22 protein-coding genes are annotated in these 22,104 nt (G+C 58.8%); 10 read left to right on the forward strand and 12 right to left on the reverse strand.

Going from position 1 to position 22,104, the window contains the following annotated elements; translation table 11 throughout:
- The first annotated feature begins 126 nt into the window (after nucleotides 1-126).
- The 5 genes from EQV90_RS11490 to EQV90_RS11510 are packed head-to-tail and all read left to right on the forward strand — an operon-like array spanning nucleotide 127 to nucleotide 4,876.
- A complete protein-coding gene (locus EQV90_RS11490) occupies nucleotides 127-1,707 on the forward strand; it encodes an ABC transporter substrate-binding protein (RefSeq protein WP_240878118.1) in 1,581 nt (526 codons plus the stop codon).
- Nucleotides 1,692-2,675, forward strand: a complete 984-nt coding sequence (locus EQV90_RS11495; RefSeq protein ID WP_003442086.1) for an ABC transporter permease — start codon at nucleotides 1,692-1,694, stop codon at nucleotides 2,673-2,675. The genes EQV90_RS11490 and EQV90_RS11495 overlap by 16 nt, the downstream gene beginning before the upstream one ends.
- Nucleotides 2,672-3,478, forward strand: coding sequence for an ABC transporter permease (locus EQV90_RS11500; RefSeq protein ID WP_003442088.1), 807 nt, complete (start codon nucleotides 2,672-2,674; stop codon nucleotides 3,476-3,478). Before EQV90_RS11495 ends, EQV90_RS11500 begins: the two co-directional genes overlap by 4 nt.
- Nucleotides 3,478-4,284 (forward strand): ATP-binding cassette domain-containing protein, encoded by an 807-nt coding sequence (locus EQV90_RS11505; RefSeq protein ID WP_003442091.1) that lies wholly within the window; start codon nucleotides 3,478-3,480, stop codon nucleotides 4,282-4,284. Before EQV90_RS11500 ends, EQV90_RS11505 begins: the two co-directional genes overlap by 1 nt.
- A complete protein-coding gene (locus EQV90_RS11510; RefSeq protein WP_003442093.1) occupies nucleotides 4,277-4,876 on the forward strand; it encodes an ATP-binding cassette domain-containing protein in 600 nt (199 codons plus the stop codon). The genes EQV90_RS11505 and EQV90_RS11510 overlap by 8 nt, the downstream gene beginning before the upstream one ends.
- A 42-nt stretch (nucleotides 4,877-4,918) precedes the next feature.
- Here EQV90_RS11510 and EQV90_RS11515 read toward each other — a convergent pair whose 3' ends face one another.
- A complete protein-coding gene (locus tag EQV90_RS11515) occupies nucleotides 4,919-5,242 on the reverse strand; it encodes a DUF6388 family protein (protein WP_160628056.1) in 324 nt (107 codons plus the stop codon).
- Nucleotides 5,243-5,348: 106 nt separating this feature from the next.
- Nucleotides 5,349-6,725 (reverse strand): uracil-xanthine permease family protein, encoded by a 1,377-nt coding sequence (locus EQV90_RS11520; RefSeq protein WP_160628054.1) that lies wholly within the window; start codon nucleotides 6,723-6,725, stop codon nucleotides 5,349-5,351.
- Nucleotides 6,726-6,898: 173 nt separating this feature from the next.
- On the opposite strand from EQV90_RS11520, the gene EQV90_RS11525 reads away from it, so the two are divergent.
- Nucleotides 6,899-8,539 (forward strand): AarF/UbiB family protein, encoded by a 1,641-nt coding sequence (locus EQV90_RS11525; RefSeq protein WP_240878120.1) that lies wholly within the window; start codon nucleotides 6,899-6,901, stop codon nucleotides 8,537-8,539.
- A gap of 248 nt (nucleotides 8,540-8,787) precedes the next feature.
- On the opposite strand, the gene lpdA is transcribed toward EQV90_RS11525, so the two are convergent.
- The 4 genes from lpdA to EQV90_RS11545 are packed head-to-tail and all read right to left on the reverse strand — an operon-like array spanning nucleotide 8,788 to nucleotide 13,752.
- Complete coding sequence (lpdA, locus tag EQV90_RS11530) at nucleotides 8,788-10,176, reverse strand: dihydrolipoyl dehydrogenase (RefSeq protein WP_240878121.1); 1,389 nt, start codon at nucleotides 10,174-10,176, stop codon at nucleotides 8,788-8,790.
- Between the two features lie 2 nt (nucleotides 10,177-10,178).
- Nucleotides 10,179-11,459: a dihydrolipoamide acetyltransferase family protein gene (locus tag EQV90_RS11535; RefSeq protein ID WP_202210877.1), complete on the reverse strand. Its 1,281-nt coding sequence runs from the start codon at nucleotides 11,457-11,459 to the stop codon at nucleotides 10,179-10,181.
- Nucleotides 11,460-12,515, reverse strand: a complete 1,056-nt coding sequence (locus EQV90_RS11540) for an alpha-ketoacid dehydrogenase subunit beta (RefSeq protein WP_240878122.1) — start codon at nucleotides 12,513-12,515, stop codon at nucleotides 11,460-11,462. It abuts the gene before it with no gap.
- A gap of 4 nt (nucleotides 12,516-12,519) precedes the next feature.
- Nucleotides 12,520-13,752 carry a 3-methyl-2-oxobutanoate dehydrogenase (2-methylpropanoyl-transferring) subunit alpha gene (locus EQV90_RS11545; RefSeq protein WP_003442106.1) on the reverse strand — a complete coding sequence of 411 codons (1,233 nt, stop codon included), beginning with the start codon at nucleotides 13,750-13,752 and terminating at the stop codon, nucleotides 12,520-12,522.
- A gap of 206 nt (nucleotides 13,753-13,958) precedes the next feature.
- On the opposite strand from EQV90_RS11545, the gene bkdR reads away from it, so the two are divergent.
- Nucleotides 13,959-14,447 (forward strand): Bkd operon transcriptional regulator BkdR, encoded by a 489-nt coding sequence (gene bkdR / locus EQV90_RS11550; RefSeq protein ID WP_003442107.1) that lies wholly within the window; start codon nucleotides 13,959-13,961, stop codon nucleotides 14,445-14,447.
- A gap of 1 nt (nucleotide 14,448) precedes the next feature.
- Here the strand turns inward: bkdR and EQV90_RS11555 are convergent, their stop codons facing one another.
- Complete coding sequence (locus EQV90_RS11555) at nucleotides 14,449-14,994, reverse strand: histidine phosphatase family protein (protein WP_003442110.1); 546 nt, start codon at nucleotides 14,992-14,994, stop codon at nucleotides 14,449-14,451.
- 135 nt (nucleotides 14,995-15,129) lie between these two features.
- Between EQV90_RS11555 and copC the strand changes: the two genes are divergently transcribed.
- On the forward strand, nucleotides 15,130-15,504 hold the full coding sequence (gene copC / locus EQV90_RS11560) for a copper homeostasis periplasmic binding protein CopC (RefSeq protein WP_003442112.1): 375 nt from the start codon (nucleotides 15,130-15,132) through the stop codon (nucleotides 15,502-15,504).
- Between the two features lie 4 nt (nucleotides 15,505-15,508).
- Complete coding sequence (copD, locus tag EQV90_RS11565; RefSeq protein WP_203009131.1) at nucleotides 15,509-16,360, forward strand: copper homeostasis membrane protein CopD; 852 nt, start codon at nucleotides 15,509-15,511, stop codon at nucleotides 16,358-16,360.
- A 115-nt stretch (nucleotides 16,361-16,475) separates the two neighbouring features.
- On the opposite strand, the gene lpxO is transcribed toward copD, so the two are convergent.
- The 5 genes from lpxO to EQV90_RS11590 all read right to left on the reverse strand — a co-directional run bounded on the left by lpxO (nucleotide 16,476) and on the right by EQV90_RS11590 (nucleotide 20,686).
- Nucleotides 16,476-17,375 (reverse strand): lipid A hydroxylase LpxO, encoded by a 900-nt coding sequence (lpxO, locus tag EQV90_RS11570; protein ID WP_003442116.1) that lies wholly within the window; start codon nucleotides 17,373-17,375, stop codon nucleotides 16,476-16,478.
- A gap of 228 nt (nucleotides 17,376-17,603) precedes the next feature.
- Nucleotides 17,604-18,329 (reverse strand): GntR family transcriptional regulator, encoded by a 726-nt coding sequence (locus EQV90_RS11575; protein WP_240878123.1) that lies wholly within the window; start codon nucleotides 18,327-18,329, stop codon nucleotides 17,604-17,606.
- Nucleotides 18,330-18,459: 130 nt separating this feature from the next.
- Nucleotides 18,460-19,149 carry an endonuclease I family protein gene (locus EQV90_RS11580; protein ID WP_003442120.1) on the reverse strand — a complete coding sequence of 230 codons (690 nt, stop codon included), beginning with the start codon at nucleotides 19,147-19,149 and terminating at the stop codon, nucleotides 18,460-18,462.
- A 4-nt stretch (nucleotides 19,150-19,153) separates the two neighbouring features.
- Nucleotides 19,154-19,405, reverse strand: a complete 252-nt coding sequence (locus EQV90_RS11585; RefSeq protein ID WP_003442121.1) for a DUF1654 domain-containing protein — start codon at nucleotides 19,403-19,405, stop codon at nucleotides 19,154-19,156.
- Between the two features lie 204 nt (nucleotides 19,406-19,609).
- A complete protein-coding gene (locus EQV90_RS11590; RefSeq protein ID WP_003442123.1) occupies nucleotides 19,610-20,686 on the reverse strand; it encodes an asparaginase in 1,077 nt (358 codons plus the stop codon).
- A 416-nt stretch (nucleotides 20,687-21,102) separates the two neighbouring features.
- Here EQV90_RS11590 and EQV90_RS11595 point away from each other — a divergent pair, with 416 nt between their 5' ends.
- Nucleotides 21,103-22,056 (forward strand): sugar ABC transporter substrate-binding protein, encoded by a 954-nt coding sequence (locus tag EQV90_RS11595; protein WP_003442126.1) that lies wholly within the window; start codon nucleotides 21,103-21,105, stop codon nucleotides 22,054-22,056.
- Nucleotides 22,057-22,104 lie beyond the last annotated feature (48 nt).

Genomic DNA, 22,104 nt, shown 5'->3' on the forward strand with positions numbered 1-22,104 from the left:
GATTTCCCTAAAAAATCATATGACTGCTGGATATTTGATACTGGGGTGCTATTACTGTTGGGCGCGAGAATTGGCGCATGGTTTTTCCGGGATTTTCCGACGAAGCTATTTATTTCAGGAGGATAGATGTCAAAGCCTGCATGGATGCGCAATACCCTGGTGGCCGCTGCCTTGTTGAGTGTGCTCGCTGCGCCGGTTTACTCAGCGCAGGCACGAACTCTGCAACTGGCCATTGGCGATGAACCCACTGAAGGCTTTGACCCCATGCTGGGCTGGAGTCACGGCAGTTATCTGCTGTTGCACAGCCCGTTGCTCAAGCAAAACGAGGACTTGTCCTGGAGCAGTTTCCTGCTCACTGATTATCAGACCAGTGACGATGGCAAAACCTGGACTTTGAAGCTCAAGCCCGACTTGAAATTCTCCGATGGCTCGGCCCTGACTGCCAAGGATGTGGCCTACACCTACAACAATGCGGCGGCCAGTGGCGGCAAGGTCGATATGGGCAACTTCCTCAAGGCCGAAGCGGTAGATCCGCTCACCGTGCGCATTGAGTTGAAGGCGCCGCAAAGTACCTTCGTCAATGTGCTGGGATCACTGGGCATTGTCTCGGCCGACAAGTACGACGCTAAAACCTATGCGCAAAAGCCTGTTGGTGCCGGGCCTTACCGGTTGGTCAGCTATCAGCCGGGGCAGCAGTTGATTGTTGAAGCCAATCCGTATTACGCGGGGCAGAAAAACGATTTCGACAAGCTGGTGTTTGTATTCCTCGATGAGGACAGCTCGTTTGCCGCGGCCCAGAGCAAGCAGCTGGGTATCGTACGAATCGCTCCGTCGCTGGCAGTGACGCCGACACCGGGCATGAAGCTGTGGGTACGCCCCAGTGTCGAGAATCGCGGCATTGTGCTGCCCACCACCAGGGCAGGCAAAAAGGATGCCCATGGCTACCCCGTTGGTAACGATGTGACCGCCGATGTGGCGATCCGCAAGGCCATCAACTACGCAATCAATCGCCAATTGCTGGCGGACCAGATTCTCGAAGGGCATGCGATACCTGCCTACACCGGGGTCCAGGGTTTGCCCTGGGATAACCCGCAGGCGGCCTTCAAGGATGGCGATATCGCCAGGGCCAAACAGATCCTGGATGAAGCCGGCTGGGTTGAAACCGCCAGTGGCATTCGTGCCAAAGAGGGTGTGCCGGCCAAACTCACCCTGTGGTACGCCAGTGGCGATGCGACCCGACGTGACCTGGCCCAGGCCGTGCGCTCCATGCTCAAGCCGGTCGGGATCGAGGTGGACTTGAAGTCAGGCAGTTGGGAAACTGTTGAACGCAACATGCACGCCAACCCGACCCTGTTTGGCTGGGGCAGCCTCGACCCGATGGAGCTTTATCATCACTACAGCAGCAAGGCGGCCGGGGTTGAGTACTACAACCCCGGTTATTACAAGAATCCTGTAGTCGATCAGCATTTGCAGCAGGCGCTGGATGCTCCGACCTGGCAGCAGGCGGTACCGTTCTGGCAGCAAGTGGAGTGGGACGGCAAGACCGGCGCCGGAGTCAAGGGCGATGCAGCCTGGGCGTGGTTGCTGAACGTACAGCACACGTATTTGGCTAATGAGTGTATCGACCTGGGCAAAGGCGCTCCGGAAATCCACGGTTCCTGGTCGCTGCTCAATAGCCTTGATGGCTGGAAGTGGACCTGCAAGTGATTCGTGGATTCTCGCTTTATGTTGTGCGCTTGATGTGCCTGCTGCTGGTGACGGCAGCAGGCACGTTTACCTTGCTCAGCTTTTCTCCGGTTGACCCGATCCGGGCTTATATCGGCAACGACCTGTTGCACGTGCCGCCCGAGCAATACCCGCTGATTGCTGCGCGCTGGGGGCTGGATCTGCCCTTGTGGGAGCGCTTTTTGCACTGGTTCAGCCAGATCCTGCAAGGCGACTTCGGCTACTCGATGCTCTACAACGCGCCGGTGTCGCAAGTGATCGGTGAGCGCTTTGCCACCTCATTCGCGCTGCTATTGTCGGCGTGGCTGTTTTCCGGGATTGTCGGTCTGGCCATGGGTCTTACGGCCGGACGTTACTTGAATCGCTGGCCGGACCGGTTGATCTCGACCCTGTCCTATGTACTGGCGTCCCTGCCGACCTTCTGGATTGGCCTGTTGTTGCTGTCACTGTTTGCCGTCACCCTCAACTGGGCGCCGATCTGCTGTGCCTGGACCCCCGGCAGCAGCGCCGAAACAGCCACCTGGGGCGACAAGCTCAGGCACCTGATTTTGCCCATGCTGGCCCTCGGGGTTCTGGGGGTCGGCAATATTGCGCTGCACACCCGCTCACGGGTGGCAGAGGTGATGAACAGTGAGTTCATTCGCTATGCCCAGGCCCAGGGCGATAAAGGCTGGCCGCTGATCAACTTTCATATTTTGCGTCACGCGGTAACCCCCGCGTTGTGCCTGCAATTTGCTTCGGTGGGGGAGTTGATTGGCGGTTCGCTGCTGGCGGAAAAAGTCTTCGCTTATCCGGGCCTCGGCCAGGCCACTATCGATGCCGGCTTGCGTGGTGATATCCCGTTACTGATGGGGATTGTGATGTTTTGTGCGGTGCTGGTGTTTACCGGCAACAGCATTGCCAACGCGCTGTTACTGCGCCTCAACCGCGGGGCGGCGCGCCAGTCATGACTTACGACCCCAATCGTGCCTTGTTCAGGCTTTGCCTCTCGCTGCTGATGCTGCTGCTTTTGATCGCGTATGGCCTGTCGATAGTCAGCGTTGATGTTCCGATGGATTTGCTGGCGCGGCGCCTGCCACCTTCGTCCGAGTACTGGTTTGGCACCGACAGCCTGGGACGGGACCTGTGGCTGCGGTGCTTCCAGGGGATGACCACCAGCCTGCAAATCGGTTTGACCGCAGCCTTTAGCAGCGGTTTTCTGGCCATGTTTGCCGCCAGCCTGTGTGCACTGAACAAAACCCTGGACTACCTGATTCGCGGGCTGATCGACAGCATGCTGGCGTTGCCGCATCTGCTGTTGCTGGTGTTGATTTGCTTCACCCTGGGCGGCGGCAAACAGGGAGTGATCCTGGCCGTGGCCCTGACCCACTGGCCGCGACTGGCCCTGATCCTGCGAGCCGAAATCCTGCGCATACGCGAGACCGATTTTGTCATGCTCTCCCATCGCCTGGGCAACAGCAGCTTCTATCGCTGGCGCCATCACTTGCTGCCGTTGCTGCTGCCGCAGTGGATCATCGGCACCTTGCTGATGTTCCCCCACGCAGTGTTGCATTCGGCGGCGCTGAGCTTTCTGGGCTTTGGTCTGGCGCCCCATGATCCGTCACTGGGCTTGTTGCTGGCGGATGCGCTACGGTACTTGAGTACGGGTGCCTGGTGGATGGCGTTCTTCCCGGGTTTGATTCTGGTGGGTCTGGTACTGGTATTCGACCAATTTGCACGAGCGCTGCAACAGCTCTGGATAAGGATTACCTGATGCTGAAATTCGACCGGTTTGCGATTGATATCGCCCACTATCACTGGCTGGGCCATAAAACCTGGCATCCGCTGCTGAGCAATATCTCCCTGGAGATTAACCCCGGTGAGCTGGTGGCACTTGTGGGCTCCAGCGGGGAGGGCAAAAGCCTGTTGCTACAGAGCGCCCTGGGTTTGCTGCCGGACAACATGCGCTGTCATGGCGATATCGTGCTCGATGGGCAGGTGCTGAGCGCTGCGGGCAAGGTCGACCAGCGCGGCAAAAGCCTGTGCTATGTGCCCCAGGGCGTGAGTGCCCTGAACCCGCTGATTAAAGTCGGCCCGCAGTTGAACAGGGCGGCGCAGTTGAGCGGGGTCACCCTGGAGCCGGGTGCTGTGGCGCGGCAACTGCAGCAATACAACCTGCAACCCGGGCTGGTGGACGAATATCCGCGCAAGTTGTCCGGGGGCATGGCCAAGCGGGTTCTGGCCAGCTGCGCGGCACTGACCCACGCGCGCTACATTCTGGCGGACGAGATCACCTCGTGGCTGGATGACGAGCATGCTTGTCAGCTGCTGACCCATCTCAAGGGTTTTTGCCAGCAGGGGCGGGGCATTCTGTGGGTCACCCATGATCTGGCGTTGGCGGCGCGTTTTGCCGACAAGATCGCGGTGTTGCATCAAGGTGAACTGCACGAAACCCTGAGCGCGAAAGAGTTGCGTGAAAGCGCAGGCAGTCCGTGGCTACAGTCGCTTTGGGCGGCCTTGCCCGAGCAACAGTTTCTGGCGCGGCGGGTACCGGAAGTCGGGGCTGATTCTTATGCTTGAAGTGCGCGAACTCAGCATTGTGCAAGACGGTCATCGACTCTGGGATTCGGTGTCTTTTCAGGTGGGGCTGGGGGAGTGTCAAGGCATCTCCGCCCCCAGCGGTTTTGGGAAAACCACCCTGGGCCGGGTGCTGGCGCAGTGGCAAACGGCAACTTCGGGCAGTGTCACAGTGGGCGGTAAACCGCTGTCGAAGAAGGGCTACTGCCCGGTCCAGCTAGTGCCACAACACCCCGAACTGACCTTCAATCCCTATCGCACCACGGGTGAGAGCCTGCGTGATGCCTGGTCCCCGGATGCCCCATGGCTTGAACGCATGGCAGTGAATCCTGCCTGGCTGACGCGCCGGCCGGATGAGTTATCGGGCGGCGAACTGGCGCGTATCGCCTTGCTAAGGGCGCTGGACCCGCGCACGCGCTATCTGATTGCCGATGAGGTGACGGCGCAACTTGACCCTCACATTCAGGCCCAGGTATGGCGAGTGTTGCTGGAGGAGGTCAAGCGCCGTGAACTGGGGCTGATTGTGTTCAGCCATAACAAGGCGCTGCTGGAGAAAGTCTGTTCCAGTATCTGGATGCCACAGCGGGACGGCTGATCCGCGCAAGCTGTGTGCTGGCATCGCGAGGCAAGCTCGCTCCTACAGGCCATGCAGCTCGCAATATTCGTCCCAGTCCATACCTGCCATTTGTGCCACCTCGCGGTGTACCTCAAGACGTTGGGCCTCAAACTCCTCGGCGCTGGCACTGGTCAATTGCAGCGTCAGTTCCCAGGCAAAAAAGCCCAGGCGTTCAGCCTCGGCCTCGAAGGCTTCGTTTAAACGTTCCTGGCGATATTCCTGCATCGATTGGCCCACCGCACGGGCGGCCAAGGGGTTTAACTTCTCAAGCTCGGCTGCCAGTTCGGGGTGCTCGCCGAGAAAGCGATCAAGGGCTTGCTGATGGTTGATTCCGGGTTCAGTCACGCCAGACTCCTGGTTGCAAAGGGACGGTCGGTACAGGGTACAGGCCCGGTTCAAGGCCAGGCAGGATGGCTCAAGGCAATCCTGCCGTTGATGGTCGTATTGCGGGTTATTTCTTTTCTGCTTCCGGCAGGAACCAGTTCAGTAACAAGGCGCAAATACCCCCTGTGGCCACACCGGACTCCAGCACATTGCGCAGGGCGGCGGGCATGTGGGCCAGGAACTCAGGGACTTGCGACACACCAAGCCCCAGCGCCAGCGACACCGCAATGATCAACAGGGCACGACGGTCCAGTGTAGTGCTGGCCAGAATATTGATCCCGGAGGCTGCAACAGCCCCGAACATCACCATGGCCGCACCACCGAGTACTGGCTCAGGCACTGCCTGAATGGCACCGGCAACGCTGGGGAACAGCCCCAGCAGCACCAGCATGCCGGCAATCCACACGCCAATATGGCGACTGGCGATGCCGGTCAGCTGAATCACCCCGTTGTTCTGGGCAAAGATCGAGCTCGGGAAGGTGTTGAAAATACCTGCCAGCAGCGAGTTGGCGCCGTTGACCAGTACGCCGCCCTTGATGCGCTGCATCCACACCGGGCCTTCAACGGGCTCGCGCGAGACTTTGCTGGTGGCGGTCACATCACCAATGGCTTCCAGCGAGGTCACCAGATAAATCACCAGCATCGGAATGAACAAGGCCCATGAGAAGCTCAGGCCAAAGTGCAGCGGTACCGGCACCTGGAATACTTCGGCCTGGTGCATGCCGGTGAAGTCCAGACGTCCGAGGTAGCCCGCCAGGGCGTAGCCCACGGCCAGTGCGATGACGATGGCGCAGCTGCGCATCCAGACCAGCGGGATGCGGTTGAGGATCACGATAATCGCCAGCACCACGCCTGACAGCATCAGGTTTTCGCCATTGGCGAAGGTGCCGTTGCCCATTGCGGTGAAGCCGCCACCCATGCTGATCAGGCCGACTTTAATCAGGGTCAGGCCAATCATCAGTACGACGATGCCGGTCACCAGCGGGGTGATCATGCGTTTTACAAACGGCAGTACCCGGGAAATGCCCATTTCGACAAACGAACCGGCAATCACCACGCCAAAAATGGCAGCCATCACCCCTTCAACCGGGGTGCCTTGTTTCACCATCAACGCGCCGCCCGCGATCAGCGGGCCGACAAAGTTGAAGCTGGTGCCTTGCACGATCAACAGCCCGGCGCCGAAAGGCCCGAAGCGCTTGCACTGAACAAAGGTGGCAATCCCGGAGATCACCAGGGACATGGACACAATCATGTTGGTGTCGCGGGTCGAGACGCCCAGCGCCTGGCAAATCAGCAGGCCGGGGGTGACGATAGGAACAATGATCGCCAGCAGATGTTGCAGCGCTGCCAGGAAAGCGATCCATGGCTTGGGACGGGCTTCGAGACCAAAGACCAGATCGCTGGTCTGGGACTCGGCTTCATGCGGTGTTTTGGGAGAGGTCATGGCGAGTGCCCTGGAAAAAAGAGCGCGATTCTACTGGTCTTGGGCCATCACGCACAGCGTTTGCTTGCCTGCAAGCGTAGGCGAACTTTAATTAATCGAATGTTCAGCGACTCTGAAGGTCCGAATCTTGGTCTGACCGGGCCCCGGCACTACTTTAAACAGGACGCGTAACCATGCTTGATTCCTCGTGGACGGCTTTGAAACACCACCGCAGGCTTCATCAGATTGTCGCCACCCTGGTGCGCTTCGGTGCCCAGGACGTACTGCTGCGTCTGGGCCTGGGCCGTTTGCTGGTGGACGTCAATGCCGAGCCCGGTGAATCGCTGCCGGCCAGTACGCCGCAGCGGGTGCGCATGGCCCTGGAAGCGCTGGGGCCAACGTTTATCAAGTGCGGGCAGATCCTGGCCAGCCGCCGCGACATCCTGGGGCCGGAGTGGGTCAATGAACTACAGGCCTTGCACAGTCAGGCCTCAACCCTGCCATGGGCCGAGCTGGAGGCACAGGTGCTGGAGGATTTGGGCTGCGGTCTCGATCAGGTATTTGCCGAGTTCGACACTCAGCCCCTTGCCGCGGCCTCCATGGCCCAGGTGTACCTTGCACGTTTACTGAGTGGCGAGGCGGTGGTGGTCAAGGTGCAACGGCCCGGCTTGCGGCACACCATGACCGCCGACTTGCAGTTGCTCGAAAGCCTGGCCCAGCTGGTTGAGCAGAATGCCGCGCTGGCGGTGTATCAGCCGCGCCAGATGGTCAGGCAGCTGGCCCGGGCGATGCTGGAGGAGCTGGACTTCACTCAGGAGGGGCAGAACGGCGACAGCATCGCGCAGAACTTTGCGCAGACGCCGCATATCGTCATCCCGCGTATCTATTGGGCTTTCAGTAGCCAACGGTTATTGGTGCAGGAATTCTTGCCCAGCTTTACCCCCTTGGCGCGGGATGCACTGATCGAACAAGGGCTTGATCCCGGCTTGCTGGCCAGCCGCGGGGCACGAGCCTTTATTAAAATGCTGCTGGAGGACGGGTTGTTCCATGGCGACCCGCACCCGGGCAATCTGCGGGCAATGAGTGATAACCGCGTAGGCTTTATCGACTTTGGCATGGTGGGTCGACTGGATGAGCGACGGCGCCTTGAGGTCATGAATTTCATGCGCGCGTTGACCGAGGGCAGTACCGAGCTCCTTGTGGGTGTGCTGATTGACTGGAGCGGGGAGCGCGTGCAAGACCTGTCACAGATCGAACAGGCCGCCCGCGAATATATGGCCCGCCACACAGGGGGGCAATTGAAAATCAGCGCGTTGATCACCGATTTTCTCGGTTTGATCCGTGAATATCGTTTGTTGCTGCCGCCGGATTTACTGGTGTTGTTCAAGGCGCTGATCACAGCTGACGGGGTATTGACGCAACTTGATCCTGATCTGGATTTGATCGCCACGGCGAAGCCGGCAGTCGAGAAAATGCTGCGTGAGCAATTCAGCTGGAAAGTGGCCAGGGGGTTGGGCATCGACGGTCTGGAACTGGGGCGCGGGGTGCTGAGCGACCTGCCCAAGCTTACGCGCCTGATGGTGCACCGTCTCAAGCACGGGGTGCTGGATCTCAAGGTGGACATGCCGGGGCTGGAACGGTTGGAGCGCTCATTGCGACTGGCCTCGACCCGATTGTCGCTGGCGTTGCTGATCAGCGCGCTGCTGATCGCATTTGGTCCGCAAATAGCGGCAGCGGGGCCAGTGTGGCAGGGTTTGTCGGCGATTGGCTGGCTGGCGGGGATTGCGACGTTAGGCGGCTTGCTGGCGTTCTTGTGGAGCCTGTTCAGAAGCTGACCCGCACTGCAGCAGCGACTTATCTGTAGGAGCGAGCTTGCTCGCGAGCTCATGGTTGCAGCGTTGGAAAAGCTCGCGAGCAAGCTCGCTCCTACAGGTTTTACTGCGCTTTTGAGATGTTGGCGTTCTTGTGGAGCTTGTTCAGAAGCTGAGCCGCACTGCAGCAGCGACTTGTCTGTAGGAGCGAGCTTGCTCGCGAGCTTATGGTTGTAGCGTTAAAAGCTCGCGAGCAAGCTCGCTCCTACGGGTTAGAGATGTAGTGCATGCCCCAGCGCACGCAGCGCGGCTTCTTGCACGGCTTCGCCCAGGGTCGGGTGAGCGTGGATGGTGCCGGCGATGTCTTCCAGGCAAGCCCCCATTTCCAGCGACTGGCCGAAGGCCGTGGACAGCTCCGAAACACCGGCGCCCACTGCTTGCCAACCGAGAATCAGGTGGTTGTCACGCCGCGCAACAACCCGCACGAATCCGCTTTTTGATTCCAGGGTCATGGCGCGACCATTGGCGCTGAACGGGAAGCTTGCGCTTATGTAGTCCAGGCCCGCCGCTTCGGCTTCGGCGGGGGATTTACCGACCACGACAATTTCCGGATCGGTAAAGCACACCGCGGCAATGGCTGTCGGGCAGAACTCGCGCTGTTTGCCGGCAATGATCTCGGCGACCATCTCGCCCTGGGCCATGGCCCGGTGAGCCAGCATCGGCTCACCGGTCAGGTCGCCGATCGCCCATACATTGCGCATGCTGGTCTGACAGCGATTGTCGACCCGTACCGCCGGGCCGTTCATGGCCAACGCCAGGGTCTCAAGGTTGAAGCCCCGGGTGTGCGGGCGACGTCCCACTGCGACCAGGACCTGGTCGGTTTCCAGAGTCTGGCTTTCGCCCAGGGCATTGCGCATCGACAGGGTTTTGCTGCTGGCCTGGAAGCCTTCGACGCTATGTTCCAGATACAGAGTGATGCCCAATGCCTTGAGGGACTCGGCAACGGGCAGCGTCAGATCTTTATCGTAGGTCGGCAGGATCCGGTCGCGGGCCTCGACCACCGTGACTTCCGCGCCCAGCTTGCGATAGGCGATGCCCAGTTCCAGTCCGATATAACCCGCGCCGACCACGGTCAGACGCCTTGGTATGTTGGTGGGGGTCAGGGCTTCGGTGGAGGAAATAATCGCGCCACCAATGGGCAGAATCGGCAGGTCGACACTTTTCGAGCCGGTGGCCAGCAACAGGTGTTCGCACTCGATCCGCTGGCCGTCGACTTCAACCGCCTTGCCATCGAGGATTTTGGCCCAGCCGTGGATGACCTTGACGCCGTTCTTTTTCAGCAACGCACCGACGCCGCTGGTGAGGCGATCAACGATGCCGTTTTTCCACTGAACGCTCTGGCCAATGTCGAGGGTCGGGGCCTGGGTCTTGATCCCCAGTGGCGAACTGTTATTGCTGTAGCCTTGGGTGGTGTGAAATTGCTCGGCCACATGGATCAGCGCCTTGGACGGGATGCAACCGACGTTCAGGCAGGTACCGCCCAGCGCCTGACCTTCGATCAGGACTGTTGCAATTCCCAGCTGGCCGGCGCGGATGGCAGCCACGTAGCCGCCAGGGCCGCCACCGATAATCAGCAGCGTGGTGTGTTGGGTTGGCTGCATGTTCACTCCAGAAACAGGGTGGCTGGTTGTTCGAGCAAGCCACGCATGGCCTGGATAAATTGAGCTGCGTCCATGCCGTCCACTACCCGATGGTCGAAGGAGCTGGAGAGGTTCATCATTTTGCGGATCACGATCTGGCCTTTGACTACCACTGGCCGTTCGACGATGCGATTGACCCCGACAATCGCGACTTCGGGCAGGTTGACCACCGGGGTACTGACGATTCCGCCCAGTGCGCCAAGGCTGGTCAGGGTAATGGTCGAGCCGCTGAGTTCTTCACGGGTCGCCTTGCCGGCGCGCACGGCGTTGGCCAGGCGCGTGATTTCATTGGCCGCGCCCCACAGGGTCAGGGTTTCGGCGTGTCGGACCACCGGCACCATCAAGCCGCCGTCGCTTTGCGCGGCAACTCCGATGTGGGCGGCGCCAAAGCGGGTGATGATTTGCGCTTCATCGTCATACCGAACGTTGATTTGCGGAAAGTCGCGCAAGGCCACCACCATCGCCCGTACCAGAAACGGCAACAGGGTCAGCTTGCCCCGGCTTTCGCCCCATTTTTGATTGAGCTGCGCGCGCAGTTCTTCAAGGGCAGTGACGTCGACTTCTTCGACATAACTGAAGTGTGCGGCGCGGCGCTTGGCCTCCTGCATGCGCTGGGCGATTTTGCGGCGCAGGCCGATCACCGGGATCTGTTGTTCATCGTTGCGTTTGGCATAACCGCTGGCCGGTGCCGCGACGCAGGTGTTGTCTTGCGCCAGATAAGCCTCAAGGTCGTCGTGCAGCACACGTCCTGCCGGGCCGCTGCCGATGACAAAGCGCAATTCGATGCCGGCATCCCAGGCGCGTTTTCGCACGGCCGGGGAGGCCAGCGGACGTTCATTGGCTTCGCGGGCTACAGGTGCAGGCCGTTGGGCCGCAGCAGGCTTGATTGCCGGGGCCGTGACCAGCGCCACTTCGACCCGGGCCTGTGGCGCAGCTTTCGGGGCGGCGGCCAGCGGTTCTGCAGCAGCGGCCGGCTGAGCGCTTTCGCGCAGGTTACCCGCGCCTTCGACTTCGATACGAATCAGCTCGCTGCCTACGGCCATTACTTCGCCGGGCTGGCCGCCCAGGGCCAGGACTCTGCCCGCTACCGGGGAGGGAATGTCCACGGTGGCCTTGTCGGTCATCACATCGGCGACCACCTGGTCTTCGCTGACCATGTCACCGACTTTGACAAACCATTCCACCAGTTCAACTTGCGCAATGCCTTCGCCAATGTCCGGCATCTTGATAACGTGCGTACCCATTCAGACCTCCATAACCCGTTGCAAAGCCGCACCGACCCGTGCAGGGCCCGGGAAGTAAGCCCATTCCTGAGCATGCGGATAAGGCGTATCCCAGCCTGTGACGCGTTCAATAGGTGCTTCCAGATAGTGGAAGCAGTGCTCTTGAACCAGCGCAATCAGCTCGGCGCCAAAACCGCAGGTGCGGGTGGCTTCGTGCACGACGACGCAACGGCGGGTTTTTTTCACGGAGGTGACAATGGCGTCCAGATCCAGCGGCCACAGGCTGCGCAGATCGATGACTTCAGCGTCGATGCCGGTTTCTTCGGTAGCGACCTGGGCCACATAGACGGTGGTGCCGTAGGTCAGGATGGTGACTTCAGTGCCGGGGCGCACGATCGCGGCGCAATCCAGCGGCACAGTGTAATAGCCATCGGGTACGGCACTGGCCGGGTGCTTGGACCACGGGGTAACCGGGCGTTCGTGGTGGCCGTCAAAGGGGCCGTTGTACAGGCGTTTTGGTTCCAGGAAAATCACCGGGTCATCGTTTTCGATGGCGGCAATCAGCAGGCCTTTGGCGTCGTAGGGGTTGGACGGCATGACGGTGCGCAGGCCGCATACCTGGGTGAACATGGCTTCCGGGCTCTGGCTGTGGGTCTGGCCGCCATAGATGCCGCCGCCGCAGGGCATGCGCAGGGTCATGGGGGCGATAAACTCACCGGCCGAGCGGTAGCGCAAGCGGGCCGCTTCGGAAACGATCTGGTCGGATGCCGGGTAGAAGTAGTCGGCAAACTGGATTTCGGCAACCGGGCGCAGGCCATAGGCGCCCATACCGACGGCGGCGCCGACGATGCCGCTTTCCGAGATCGGGGCGTCGAACACCCGCGAGCTGCCGTATTTGGCCTGCAGGCCTTCGGTGCAACGAAATACGCCGCCGAAGTAGCCCACATCCTGGCCAAATATCACCACATTGTCGTCGCGCTCAAGCATCACATCCATGGCCGAGCGCAGGGCCTGGATCATCGTCATGGTGCTGGTGCTCACGGCGTTCTCCATCAGAATTTTATTGTTGTCGTTCATCTGGTTATAACCCCAATTCCTGACGTTGCCGACGCAAGTGCTCGGGCATGTCCTTGTACACGTCCTCAAAGATCGTCGCCGCGCTTGGCATCTGGCCGCCGGCCAGGGTGCCAAATCGCTCGGCTTCTTTCTGTGCACCGATGATTTCGGCTTCGAGTTCGGCGCTGACGGCTGCGTGCTCTTCCTCGGACCAGTTGCCAGTGGCAATCAGGTGCTGTTTGAGGCGAATGATCGGATCGCCCAGCGGGAAGTGGCTCCAGTCATCGGCAGGACGGTACTTGGAAGGGTCGTCAGAAGTGGAGTGCGGGCCGGCGCGATACGTGACCCACTCAATCAGTGTCGGCCCCAGATTGCGTCGTGCGCGCTCCGCGGCCCAGACCGAGGCGGCGTACACCGCGATGAAGTCGTTACCGTCGACGCGCAGCGAGGCAATGCCGCAGCCCACGCCACGTCCGGCGAAGGTGGTGGCTTCGCCACCGGCAATCGCCTGGAAGGTCGAAATGGCCCACTGGTTATTCACCACGTTAAGAATCACCGGCGCGCGGTAGACGTGGGCAAAGGTCAGGGCGGTGTGAAAGTCCGATTCGGCGGTGGCGCCATCACCGATCCAGGCGGAGGCGATTTTGGTGTCGCCCTTGATCGCCGATGCCATGCCCCAGCCGACCGCTTGCATGAATTGGGTCGCGAGGTTGCCGGAAATACTGAAAAAGCCGTAGTCCCGGACCGAATACATAATCGGCAACTGACGGCCTTTAAGTGGATCGCGTTCGTTGGACAGCAACTGGCAGATCAGATCCACCAGAGGCACGTCGCGGGCCATCAAAATGCTCTGCTGGCGGTAGGTCGGGAAGCACATGTCGTCGATGTTCAAGGCCAGGGCCTGGGCGCTGCCAATGGCTTCTTCGCCAAGGCTTTGCATATAGAACGACATTTTTTTCTGACGCTGGGCAACCACCATCCGGGTGTCGAAAATCCGCGTTTTGAGCATGGCGCGCATGCCCGCCCGCAGGATCTCGGTCGAGACGCCTTCTGCCCAGGGGCCGAGTGCCTGACCCTGATCGTCGAGCACGCGAATCAGGCCTTTGGCCAGATCGGCGGTATCGGCAGGCTCTACATCGACAGGGGGTTTGCGCACCAGACCGGCATCGGTCAGGCGAAGGTAGCTGAAATCGGTCTTGCAGCCTGGACGGCCGGAGGGTTCGGGAACGTGCAGGCGCAGCGGTGCATATTCAGTCATGGCTTTCTCTACGCTCGATCTTGTCGTGTTTATTAGGCGCGGGAGCTAGTTTTTGCGTCGAAAATCCGGCGGGTGATCAAGCCGGATTTTGTCCTACAACAATCATATTCCTGACAGTGAAGAATATTTCTCTGTAGTTCGTTGTGCTTTGCAGCGATTAAGGATAAGAATTCTTTATAAACACAAAAAACAGGTGCTTTTGTCTCATGCGCAAGCTAGATCGAACGGATATCGGGATTCTCAACAGCCTTCAGCAGAATGCGCGCATCACCAATGCGGACCTTGCACGTTCGGTCAACTTGTCCCCCACACCCTGTTTCAATCGGGTAAAGGCCATGGAAGAACGCGGGCTGATTCGTGAGCAAGTCACCTTGCTGGACGCCGACATGCTGGGCCTGCACGTGAATGTGTTCATCCATGTCAGCCTGGAGAAACAGGTTGAAGAAGCCTTGCAAAAATTTGAGGCCGCGATCTCAGATCGTCACGAAGTCATGGAGTGCTATTTGATGGCCGGCGACCCGGATTATCTGATCCGGGTGCTGGTGCCGAGCATTCAGGCGTTGGAACGCTTCATGATGGACTTTTTGACCAAAGTGCCCGGGGTTGCGAACATCCGGTCCAGCTTCGCCCTGAAACAGGTGCGCTACAAAACGGCGCTGCCGTTGCCGCCGGGTGGGCTGACGCTGGAGGAGTGATTCAGACCCGCAGCCGCCAGCGTTCGTTAAAACGCAACTCGACCCTGGACAGTGGTTCTACATCAATCAGGTTGAAGGATGCGCTGCTTGCGGCCAGCGCATGCAGGATGGCGGCGCGGATGACGAAGGGGTGGGTCACGACCGCAAAATGGCCTTCCTCGCGAAACTCATCGAGCCAGGCGCCGACCCGCAGGCACAGGGCTTCTACCGACTCGCCAGCATGGGGCGCCGACCCGGGGTTGTTGGTCCAGTCGGCGAGTACCTGGGGAATACTTTGCTGCAGGTCGACCAGGCGCAAGCCTCGCCACTCGCCGAAGTCGTAATCCTCCAGCGCCGGCACGATCTCGATGTCGTCACCCAGCGCCTGGGCAGTTTGCAAGGTTCGGGTTTCGGGGGCGCAAAGAATTCGCACAGGCTTCTTCAAGGCCGCAGCCATTTCCTGCGCTTGCAGCAATCCCTTGGGGTCAGCCGGTTCATCCAGAGCAAAGCGGCCCAGACGCTGGGCTTCAGTGCGGGCATGACAGATAAAACTCAGGCGGATGGGCATGATGAAGTCCTTGCGGGTAATGCGTTGCAGTAACAGGCGGCACCTGTGTTGCTCGCATTTGCAGGGGGCGGGTGCCCCTCAATTGAGATTAGGCGAGTATTATCACTGCGCATTTCTATCTCAAGGTACTTCGCCATGTCTGCTGTCCTCTTGAAAAAAATCCTTAATACCGCTGCGTTGCTGACACTGCTGGCCGGTGCCGGCTCGGCCTCTGCCCATGCCCATCTGCAACAGTCGACACCTGCGGCCGACAGCACGGTCGCCACTGCCAATGAAGTGCGCCTGACCTTCAGCGAAGGGGTTGAAGAAAAGTTCACCAAGGTGACCCTCAGCCACGACGGCGCGCCGGTTGCTGTAAGCAGCATCAAGACAGAGCCCGGTAACAAGAAGGTGCTGATTGTGACCCCGGCTCAAGCGTTGCCAGCAGGCAAGTACAGCGTGGACTGGAAGGCCGTTTCGGTTGACACCCATAACAGCGCTGGTCAGTACGGCTTCACGGTGGGCAACTGAGTTGATGGTCAGCGACATGGTTGTATGCCGATTTGTGCATTTCTGCGCTGTGCTGCTGATCTTTGGCGTCAGCGCATTCAGGCCCTTGCTGCTGGCGATCAAGCCGTCACCTGCGATTGATGGTCTGTTGCACAGATTTTGCTGCGCTCTGGCCTGGCTGGCGTTGGTCAGCGGCCTGGCCTGGTTACTGCTGACCACCCATTCGATGGCCGGCAGCTGGCCTGAGACCCTGGACCCCGACACTCTCTGGCTGGTGTTGGGCAGCACTTTTTTTGGTCAGGTCTGGGCCGGGCACCTGCTGTTCAATGTGTTGTTGCTCGTTGCGCTTTATGCAAATTCCGGTTTTAAGGCCGCGTGGATCTTCAGCGTGCTGTTGCTGGCCACCCTGGCGCCAGTGGGGCATGGCGCGATGCTGGATGGCTGGCGCGGTCAACTGCTGATGCTCAACCAGTTCATTCACCTGATGTGTGTCGGGGCCTGGGTTGGCGGCTTGTCGGGGTTGTTGCTGTTGCTCACTCGTCCTGCCGGGCAAAGTGTGGATCGGGTGCTGCGGCGCTTCAGCAATCTGGGGTTTGTGCTGGTGGCCGGGATCATTGTGACCGGTCTTATCAATACCCGGGTTCTGACAGGTGCACTTTGGCCTACGCCGCTGTTCGAAGGTTTCGCACTGATCCTGCTGATTAAAGTGACCCTGGTTGGCGTGATGCTGTTGCTGGCGTTGTTCAATCTGCTGATGAGCCGCGCTGGCCACTTTGCTGTCTTGCGCAACAGTGTGGCGCTTGAGTGGTTATTTGGCTTGATGGCCGTGGCTGCTGTTTCACTACTGGGGACCTTGCCACCGCTGATTGTCAGGTGAGTACCTGCTCATAGTGTGCGTGGCGGGGTTGCTGGCCACCTTGTGGCGGTGGCATCTGCTCGGTAGGAGCGAGCCTGCCTCGCGATAGCCTCAAGCGCATCGCGAGGCAGGGGGGCTAGATGACCAGAAACAGCGCCATCAAGCCGCCGAAAATCGCCCATTTTTCCAGGTAGTAGCGCGTGCGATTACGTTTTTTCAGTTCCTTGCCGCGCAGGCGGATTTTGTACAGCCTGGTAAACGCGCGGTTCAGGGCACCGGTTTTATCGCCGGTATCGTTGGGGGCGCTGGCCGACGCCATGACCGTGCGGCTGAACCACTGATTGAAGGCTGCTGCCCAGCGATATTGCATGGGGCGCTCCACATCGCAGAACAGGATGATGCGATTCTCAGCGGTGGTGTTTTCGGCGTAATGGATGAAGGTTTCGTCAAACATCACGGCTTCGCCGTCGCGCCAGGAGTAGTTCTGCCCGTCGACGTTGATATAGCAGCCCGGATCATTCGGGGTGTCCAGGCCCAGGTGAAAGCGCAACGAGCCCGCATAAGGGTCGCGATGACGTACCAGCTTTGAACCGGGTGGCAACTCGGCAAACATGGCCGCCTTGATGATGCCGATACCGTTGAGCAGCTCAATGGTGCGTGGGCACATTTCAACTGCCGACGGATGATTGTCGCCATACCACTTGAGATAAAAGCGCTTCCAGCCACTCTTGAAGAATGAGTTGAAACCGACATCATTCGGTTGCTCAGATCGTTTGATTTCGCCTGCCTGCATCAAGTTGCGCGCTTCGTCGCGGATCTCCATCCAGTGATCCTGCAAGGGTTGTAACTGCGGGAAATCTGCCGGTTTCAAATAAGGCTGGCTGGGAACTTTGGAGAACAAATACAGGAAGCAGTTGATGGGCGCCAGGAAGGTCGAGTGATCGCTCAGCTGGCGCCCCAGTTTATGGCGAACTTTGCCCCGCAGGTGCACATGCGCAATGGACAAAACGTAAACAGCAATAATGATGAGTTTCAAAAGTATCGTCACAAGTCAGGAGAGCGCTCCCCTGCATGCACGCAAGTAGCCCGACCTCTTGCAGGAGGTATCGGGCGCTGGTGTCTCTGGAGGGGAGCCAAAGTGTAAGGTTAAAACAGCACTTTGGGCTTTTTCCAGCGTTTCATGAAGTTTTTGTAGAGATTCACTTGCAGTCTTTGGTCGGATTGCGGATGGGGGTTTTGCAGGCAGTACACCGGCTCACGGGCATCACCAGGTGTGATCAATGCCTTTGGCGCCCAGAGATTGGTACATCCGGAAGTGCTGAGGATCCAGCCAGCTTTCTACCTGCTCCATAAAGCGCCCGTGCCGGTCGAAAGTTGTGCGCAGGGCCTTGAGGAAAACGGTTCCTGCGGTTCGTCCCAGGAGCAACGCGTCTTCTGCACCGAGGGGGGCCGCGCTGATCCATTGATCACCGCTCTCGGCTACAAAGCCGTAGGCGGCCAAAGTGATAGTCAGCGAGTCATCTATCAGTCCGGTTCGTGGCAGGCCTTCGAGGCCGCCGGTGGCGGGCATGAGCGAGCGCTCCAGGGAAATGGCGGTGTCATTGTCACGGCGGCGGCGAACCAGAATGACGAATCGGCTCAAGCCAAATTGAGGTGCCAGCTCCGGACGCTCCTGGGTCTGGAGTTGCAGAAGCTCAGTGCAGATCCTGGCGCCTGTGTTGGCCAGGGCCTGAGTCCAGCCGTTATTCTGGTCGAGGGTAATGCCGTCGTAGGTGACGATGGCGCTGCCTTCGGCCTGCATGGCGATGTATCTGCGCCTTTCCAGCTCGGCCAGCGCTTCGCATAGCGTGCCGGTGCTAACCCGCAGTTCCAGGGCTAGTTGCTCTTCGCCGGGGAGGGGATGGCCGTCTGCCAATAGACCGCTTTCGATACGCTGGACGAGCTCGTTGACTACCTGTTGTCTCTGGTCAAATCGTGGGTGCTTTATCATTCCCTGAGTAATAGTTGAGCAATGCCGGTTCAGCAACAAATGAGCGGGTGAAAGGGGTCGGTTACGGGAGTGCAAGCTGCCTTGAACCCTGCCGGTGTTCAGGGTTCAAGGCGTGGCGCAGGCAATGCTGTCAGCCGCAGGCTTTGAGGTTGACCGGGCCGACGAACTCGTTACCACGGCCCATGACGCAGGCTACGGCCTGATTCCGTTGACGCTCCCAGGCCTGGACCGGGTAGGTCTTGTTCCACGCTTCATACAGTTGCCGATCTTGCTTGGACAGGCGCAGGTCGTAGCGTTTGCTCATGTAGAAGTAGGTGCGTGCAATCATGCCGCGAATCGACGGCCGGGGCATGACCTTCTTGGCTTTGAAGTCGACCTGGGTCAGGCATGAACCGTATTGGCCCGCCTGCGCGGGGAGCCAGCCAAAACTGAAGTTGCTTCGGTCTCCGTTGACCTCGCCGATGCTGGGCACCAGGTTGTGCAGGTCGGCCTCTGCCACTTTGTAGACCGGGTCGTGGCGGGTGCAGTTTTTTCGACCGCCGCTTTGCCAGCATTGGCGCTGGTGGCCAATTTGCCAGGCGGGAACTATGTGTTCCCACTCGATACGGGCTGCACGATTGGCGTTCTTCCTGGGTACATACCCGCAGGCTTTGAGATCCACCCGATTGCCGGTGTATTTACAGCCACAATAGAACTCGGTGGACTGTGGTGCATAGAGTTTCCAGGCGACTTTCTTGGCTTCGCTGAAGGTCTGCGGAGCCGCAGCATGGGCACTTATAGCGGTAAAGAGGCTGGCTAATGCCAGTATACGAACCCTCATTGACTCAATCTTCCTCTGGTACGGTCCAGAAAACATTGACCCCGCCATCATCGCGATGGGCGATTGTGACATTGTCGTTTTCGGAGATCTCTTCTAACAGGCGCTCCCAGAATTCGGGATTGTCGCCCTCCAGTCGTTCAAGCACCGCCATTTTGTCTTTTTGAGCTTTAGGCGAGCTGATGATTTTTTGTATGCGGGTTCCGAAAATTTCGTAGGGGCTTGGAAGGGGTGGCGCTTTGACCGGTTTTTTAGCCATGATGCGATCCTTGGTTGCTGTATGGGCATACAGTATTTAACTGTATGGGATTTGGCAACTGTTTGAATTCATTTGGCTGCGGATCGGACTGCGTTTTTTCGGTTTAGTGCGAGAAGGGGAGAAAAATCAATTAATTGGACCACTCACCGGGGAGGTTGAGTGGTTTCAACGCCGGGCACTGGGCAGTGTCCGGCGTGGATCAGATCAATACTCCCAGAACATCCGCTGCAGTTCTTTGCTGTCTTGGGTTTTGGTCAGGGCGACCATGGCCAGGATGCGGGCTTTTTGCGGGTTCAGGTCGTGGGCGACAACCCAGTCGTATTTGTCGTCAGGTTGTTCTGCGTTACGCAGTACGAATCCGCCGTTATTAACGTGGGAAGAACGGATGATTTGGATGCCGTCTTTGCGCAGGGCCTGCAGGGTAGGCACTACACGCGAGGACACGGAACCGTTGCCTGTGCCAACGTGGATGATGGCTTTGGCGCCGGCCTGTGCAAAGGCTTTGTAGGCAGTGTCGTCGACGTTGCCATAGGAGTAGGCGATGCCTACGTTTGGCAGGGACTTGATGTTTTTGATGTCGAACTCGGAATCCATGGTGTGACGCTTGGCCGGCAAGCGGAACCAGTAAGATTTACCTTCAACCACCATGCCGAGCGGGCCCCAAGGGCTCTTGAATGCTTCGGTCTTGATGTTCATTGATTTGGTGACATCACGGCCCGACTGGATCTCGTCGTTCATGGTGACCAGTACACCTTTGCCCCGTGCTTCTTTGCTGCCGGCTACCGCCACGGCGTTGTACAGGTTGAGCATGCCGTCTGCGGACATGGCAGTGCCCGGGCGCATGGAGCCGACGACGATGATCGGCTTGTCGGTTTTTTCGACCAGGTTGAGGAAGTAGGCAGTTTCTTCGAGGGTATCGGTGCCGTGAGTGATGACGATGCCATCGACATCCTCGCTGTCAGCCAGTTCGGCGACGCGGCGGCCCAATTGCAGCAAATTGTCGTTGGTGATGCTTTCGGACGCGATTTGCATGACTTGCTCGCCGCGTACGTTTGCCAATTGGCTCAGTTCGGGAACACCGGCAATCAGTTGGTCGATACCCACTTTGGCGGCGGTGTAGGTCGCGCTGTTGGCTGCGCTGGCACCTGCGCCAGCAATGGTGCCGCCGGTTGCCAGGATGACAACGTTAGGTTTGGTGGTCTCTTGTGCCTGAACGGCAGGCATGGCCAACAGAAAGGCCAGGGCGGCCGGAACAATGGTTTTTAACACAGCAGGTTTCATTATTTTCTCTCTTATTGGTGGGCTTGCTGATGTACCGACATCGAGCACCGCACGTGCCTTCTCTTGCGCACGCGTTGCCTAACAAAGCACTAACTGTGCCACTGCAAAGTGTATTTTTGATGCGTCTAACTATCTGATTTATATGAATAAATTATTGTTTGTTTTTTACATTGGGCAGTTCTGGACGGTTTTCCGAACAGCGGGCGGTTATTTGTTCGGAGACTCGACCGTTTGTCGGCTCGTTACAGTCTGTTTTTCACGTTGACAAAAAACCAACCGCTTTACATAGTGAGGTTCAAGCAAACGTTTGCGCGGTGCTTTTAGAGCCGTATTCTCTGGGCTCTGACCCTGTATTTTTTCAGGCTTTATCCGGGCCGGACGTTGCTCACAATAATCATAAGATCGGAGTTACTGCCATGAAGCTGCCCTTTGCTGGACGCCTTCTCGCTGTCGCCATGTTGGCCGCAGCCTCCCTGACCCTCTCTGTCGCTCACGCCGATACTGCTCAAAAACCCAAGGTGGGTTTGGTGATGAAGTCGTTGGCCAACGAGTTCTTTGTCACGATGCAGGACGGTGGCAAGGCCTATCAAAAGGCTCATTCTGCGGATTTCGATCTGGTCTCCAACGGAATCAAGAATGAAACCGACACAGCCGGTCAAATTGACATAATCAATCAGATGATCATTGCCAAAGTCGATGCGCTGGTAATTGCTCCTGCAGACTCCAAAGCACTGGTTTCGGCGATCAAGAAAGCCCGGGATCGCGGAATCGTAGTGGTCAATATCGATAACCAGCTCGACCCCGAAGTGCTGAAAAGCAAAGGTATCGAAGTACCGTTCGTGGGCCCGAACAACAGAAAGGGCGCGCGTGAAGTCGGGGACTATCTGGCGAAGCAGCTGAAGCCGGGCGATGAGGTGGGCATCATTGAAGGTGTATCGACCACCACCAATGCGCAAATGCGTACCGCAGGCTTCAAGGATGCAATGGACGCCGCAGGGATGAAAATTGTGTCGACGCAATCGGGCGACTGGGAAATCGACGGCGGCAACAAAAAAGCTGCGGCCATGCTCAGTGAATATCCCAACCTGAAGGCGCTGCTGGCGGGCAATGACAACATGGCCGTAGGGGCAGTGTCGGCAATCCGTGCGGCGGGTAAAGCAGGCAAGGTGCAAGTCGTGGGCTATGACAACATTGATGCGATCAAGCCGATGCTGGAGGACGGCCGTGTGCTTGCCACGGCTGATCAGGCGGCTGCCGAACAGGCCGTGTATGGCATCCAGACCGCGCTCAAGCTGCTCAAGAACGAGCCGGTGGAGAACCTCAAGGATGGCGTGATTGATACTCCGGTCGAGCTGATAACCAAAAAATAGTCCCATTCGCTGTCACAGACACCTGCCCGGTCGGGCAGGTGCCCGGAG

This window comes from Pseudomonas sp. TMW22089 (assembly GCF_022496645.1).
GTDB classification, from domain to species: domain Bacteria; phylum Pseudomonadota; class Gammaproteobacteria; order Pseudomonadales; family Pseudomonadaceae; genus Aquipseudomonas; species Aquipseudomonas paraversuta.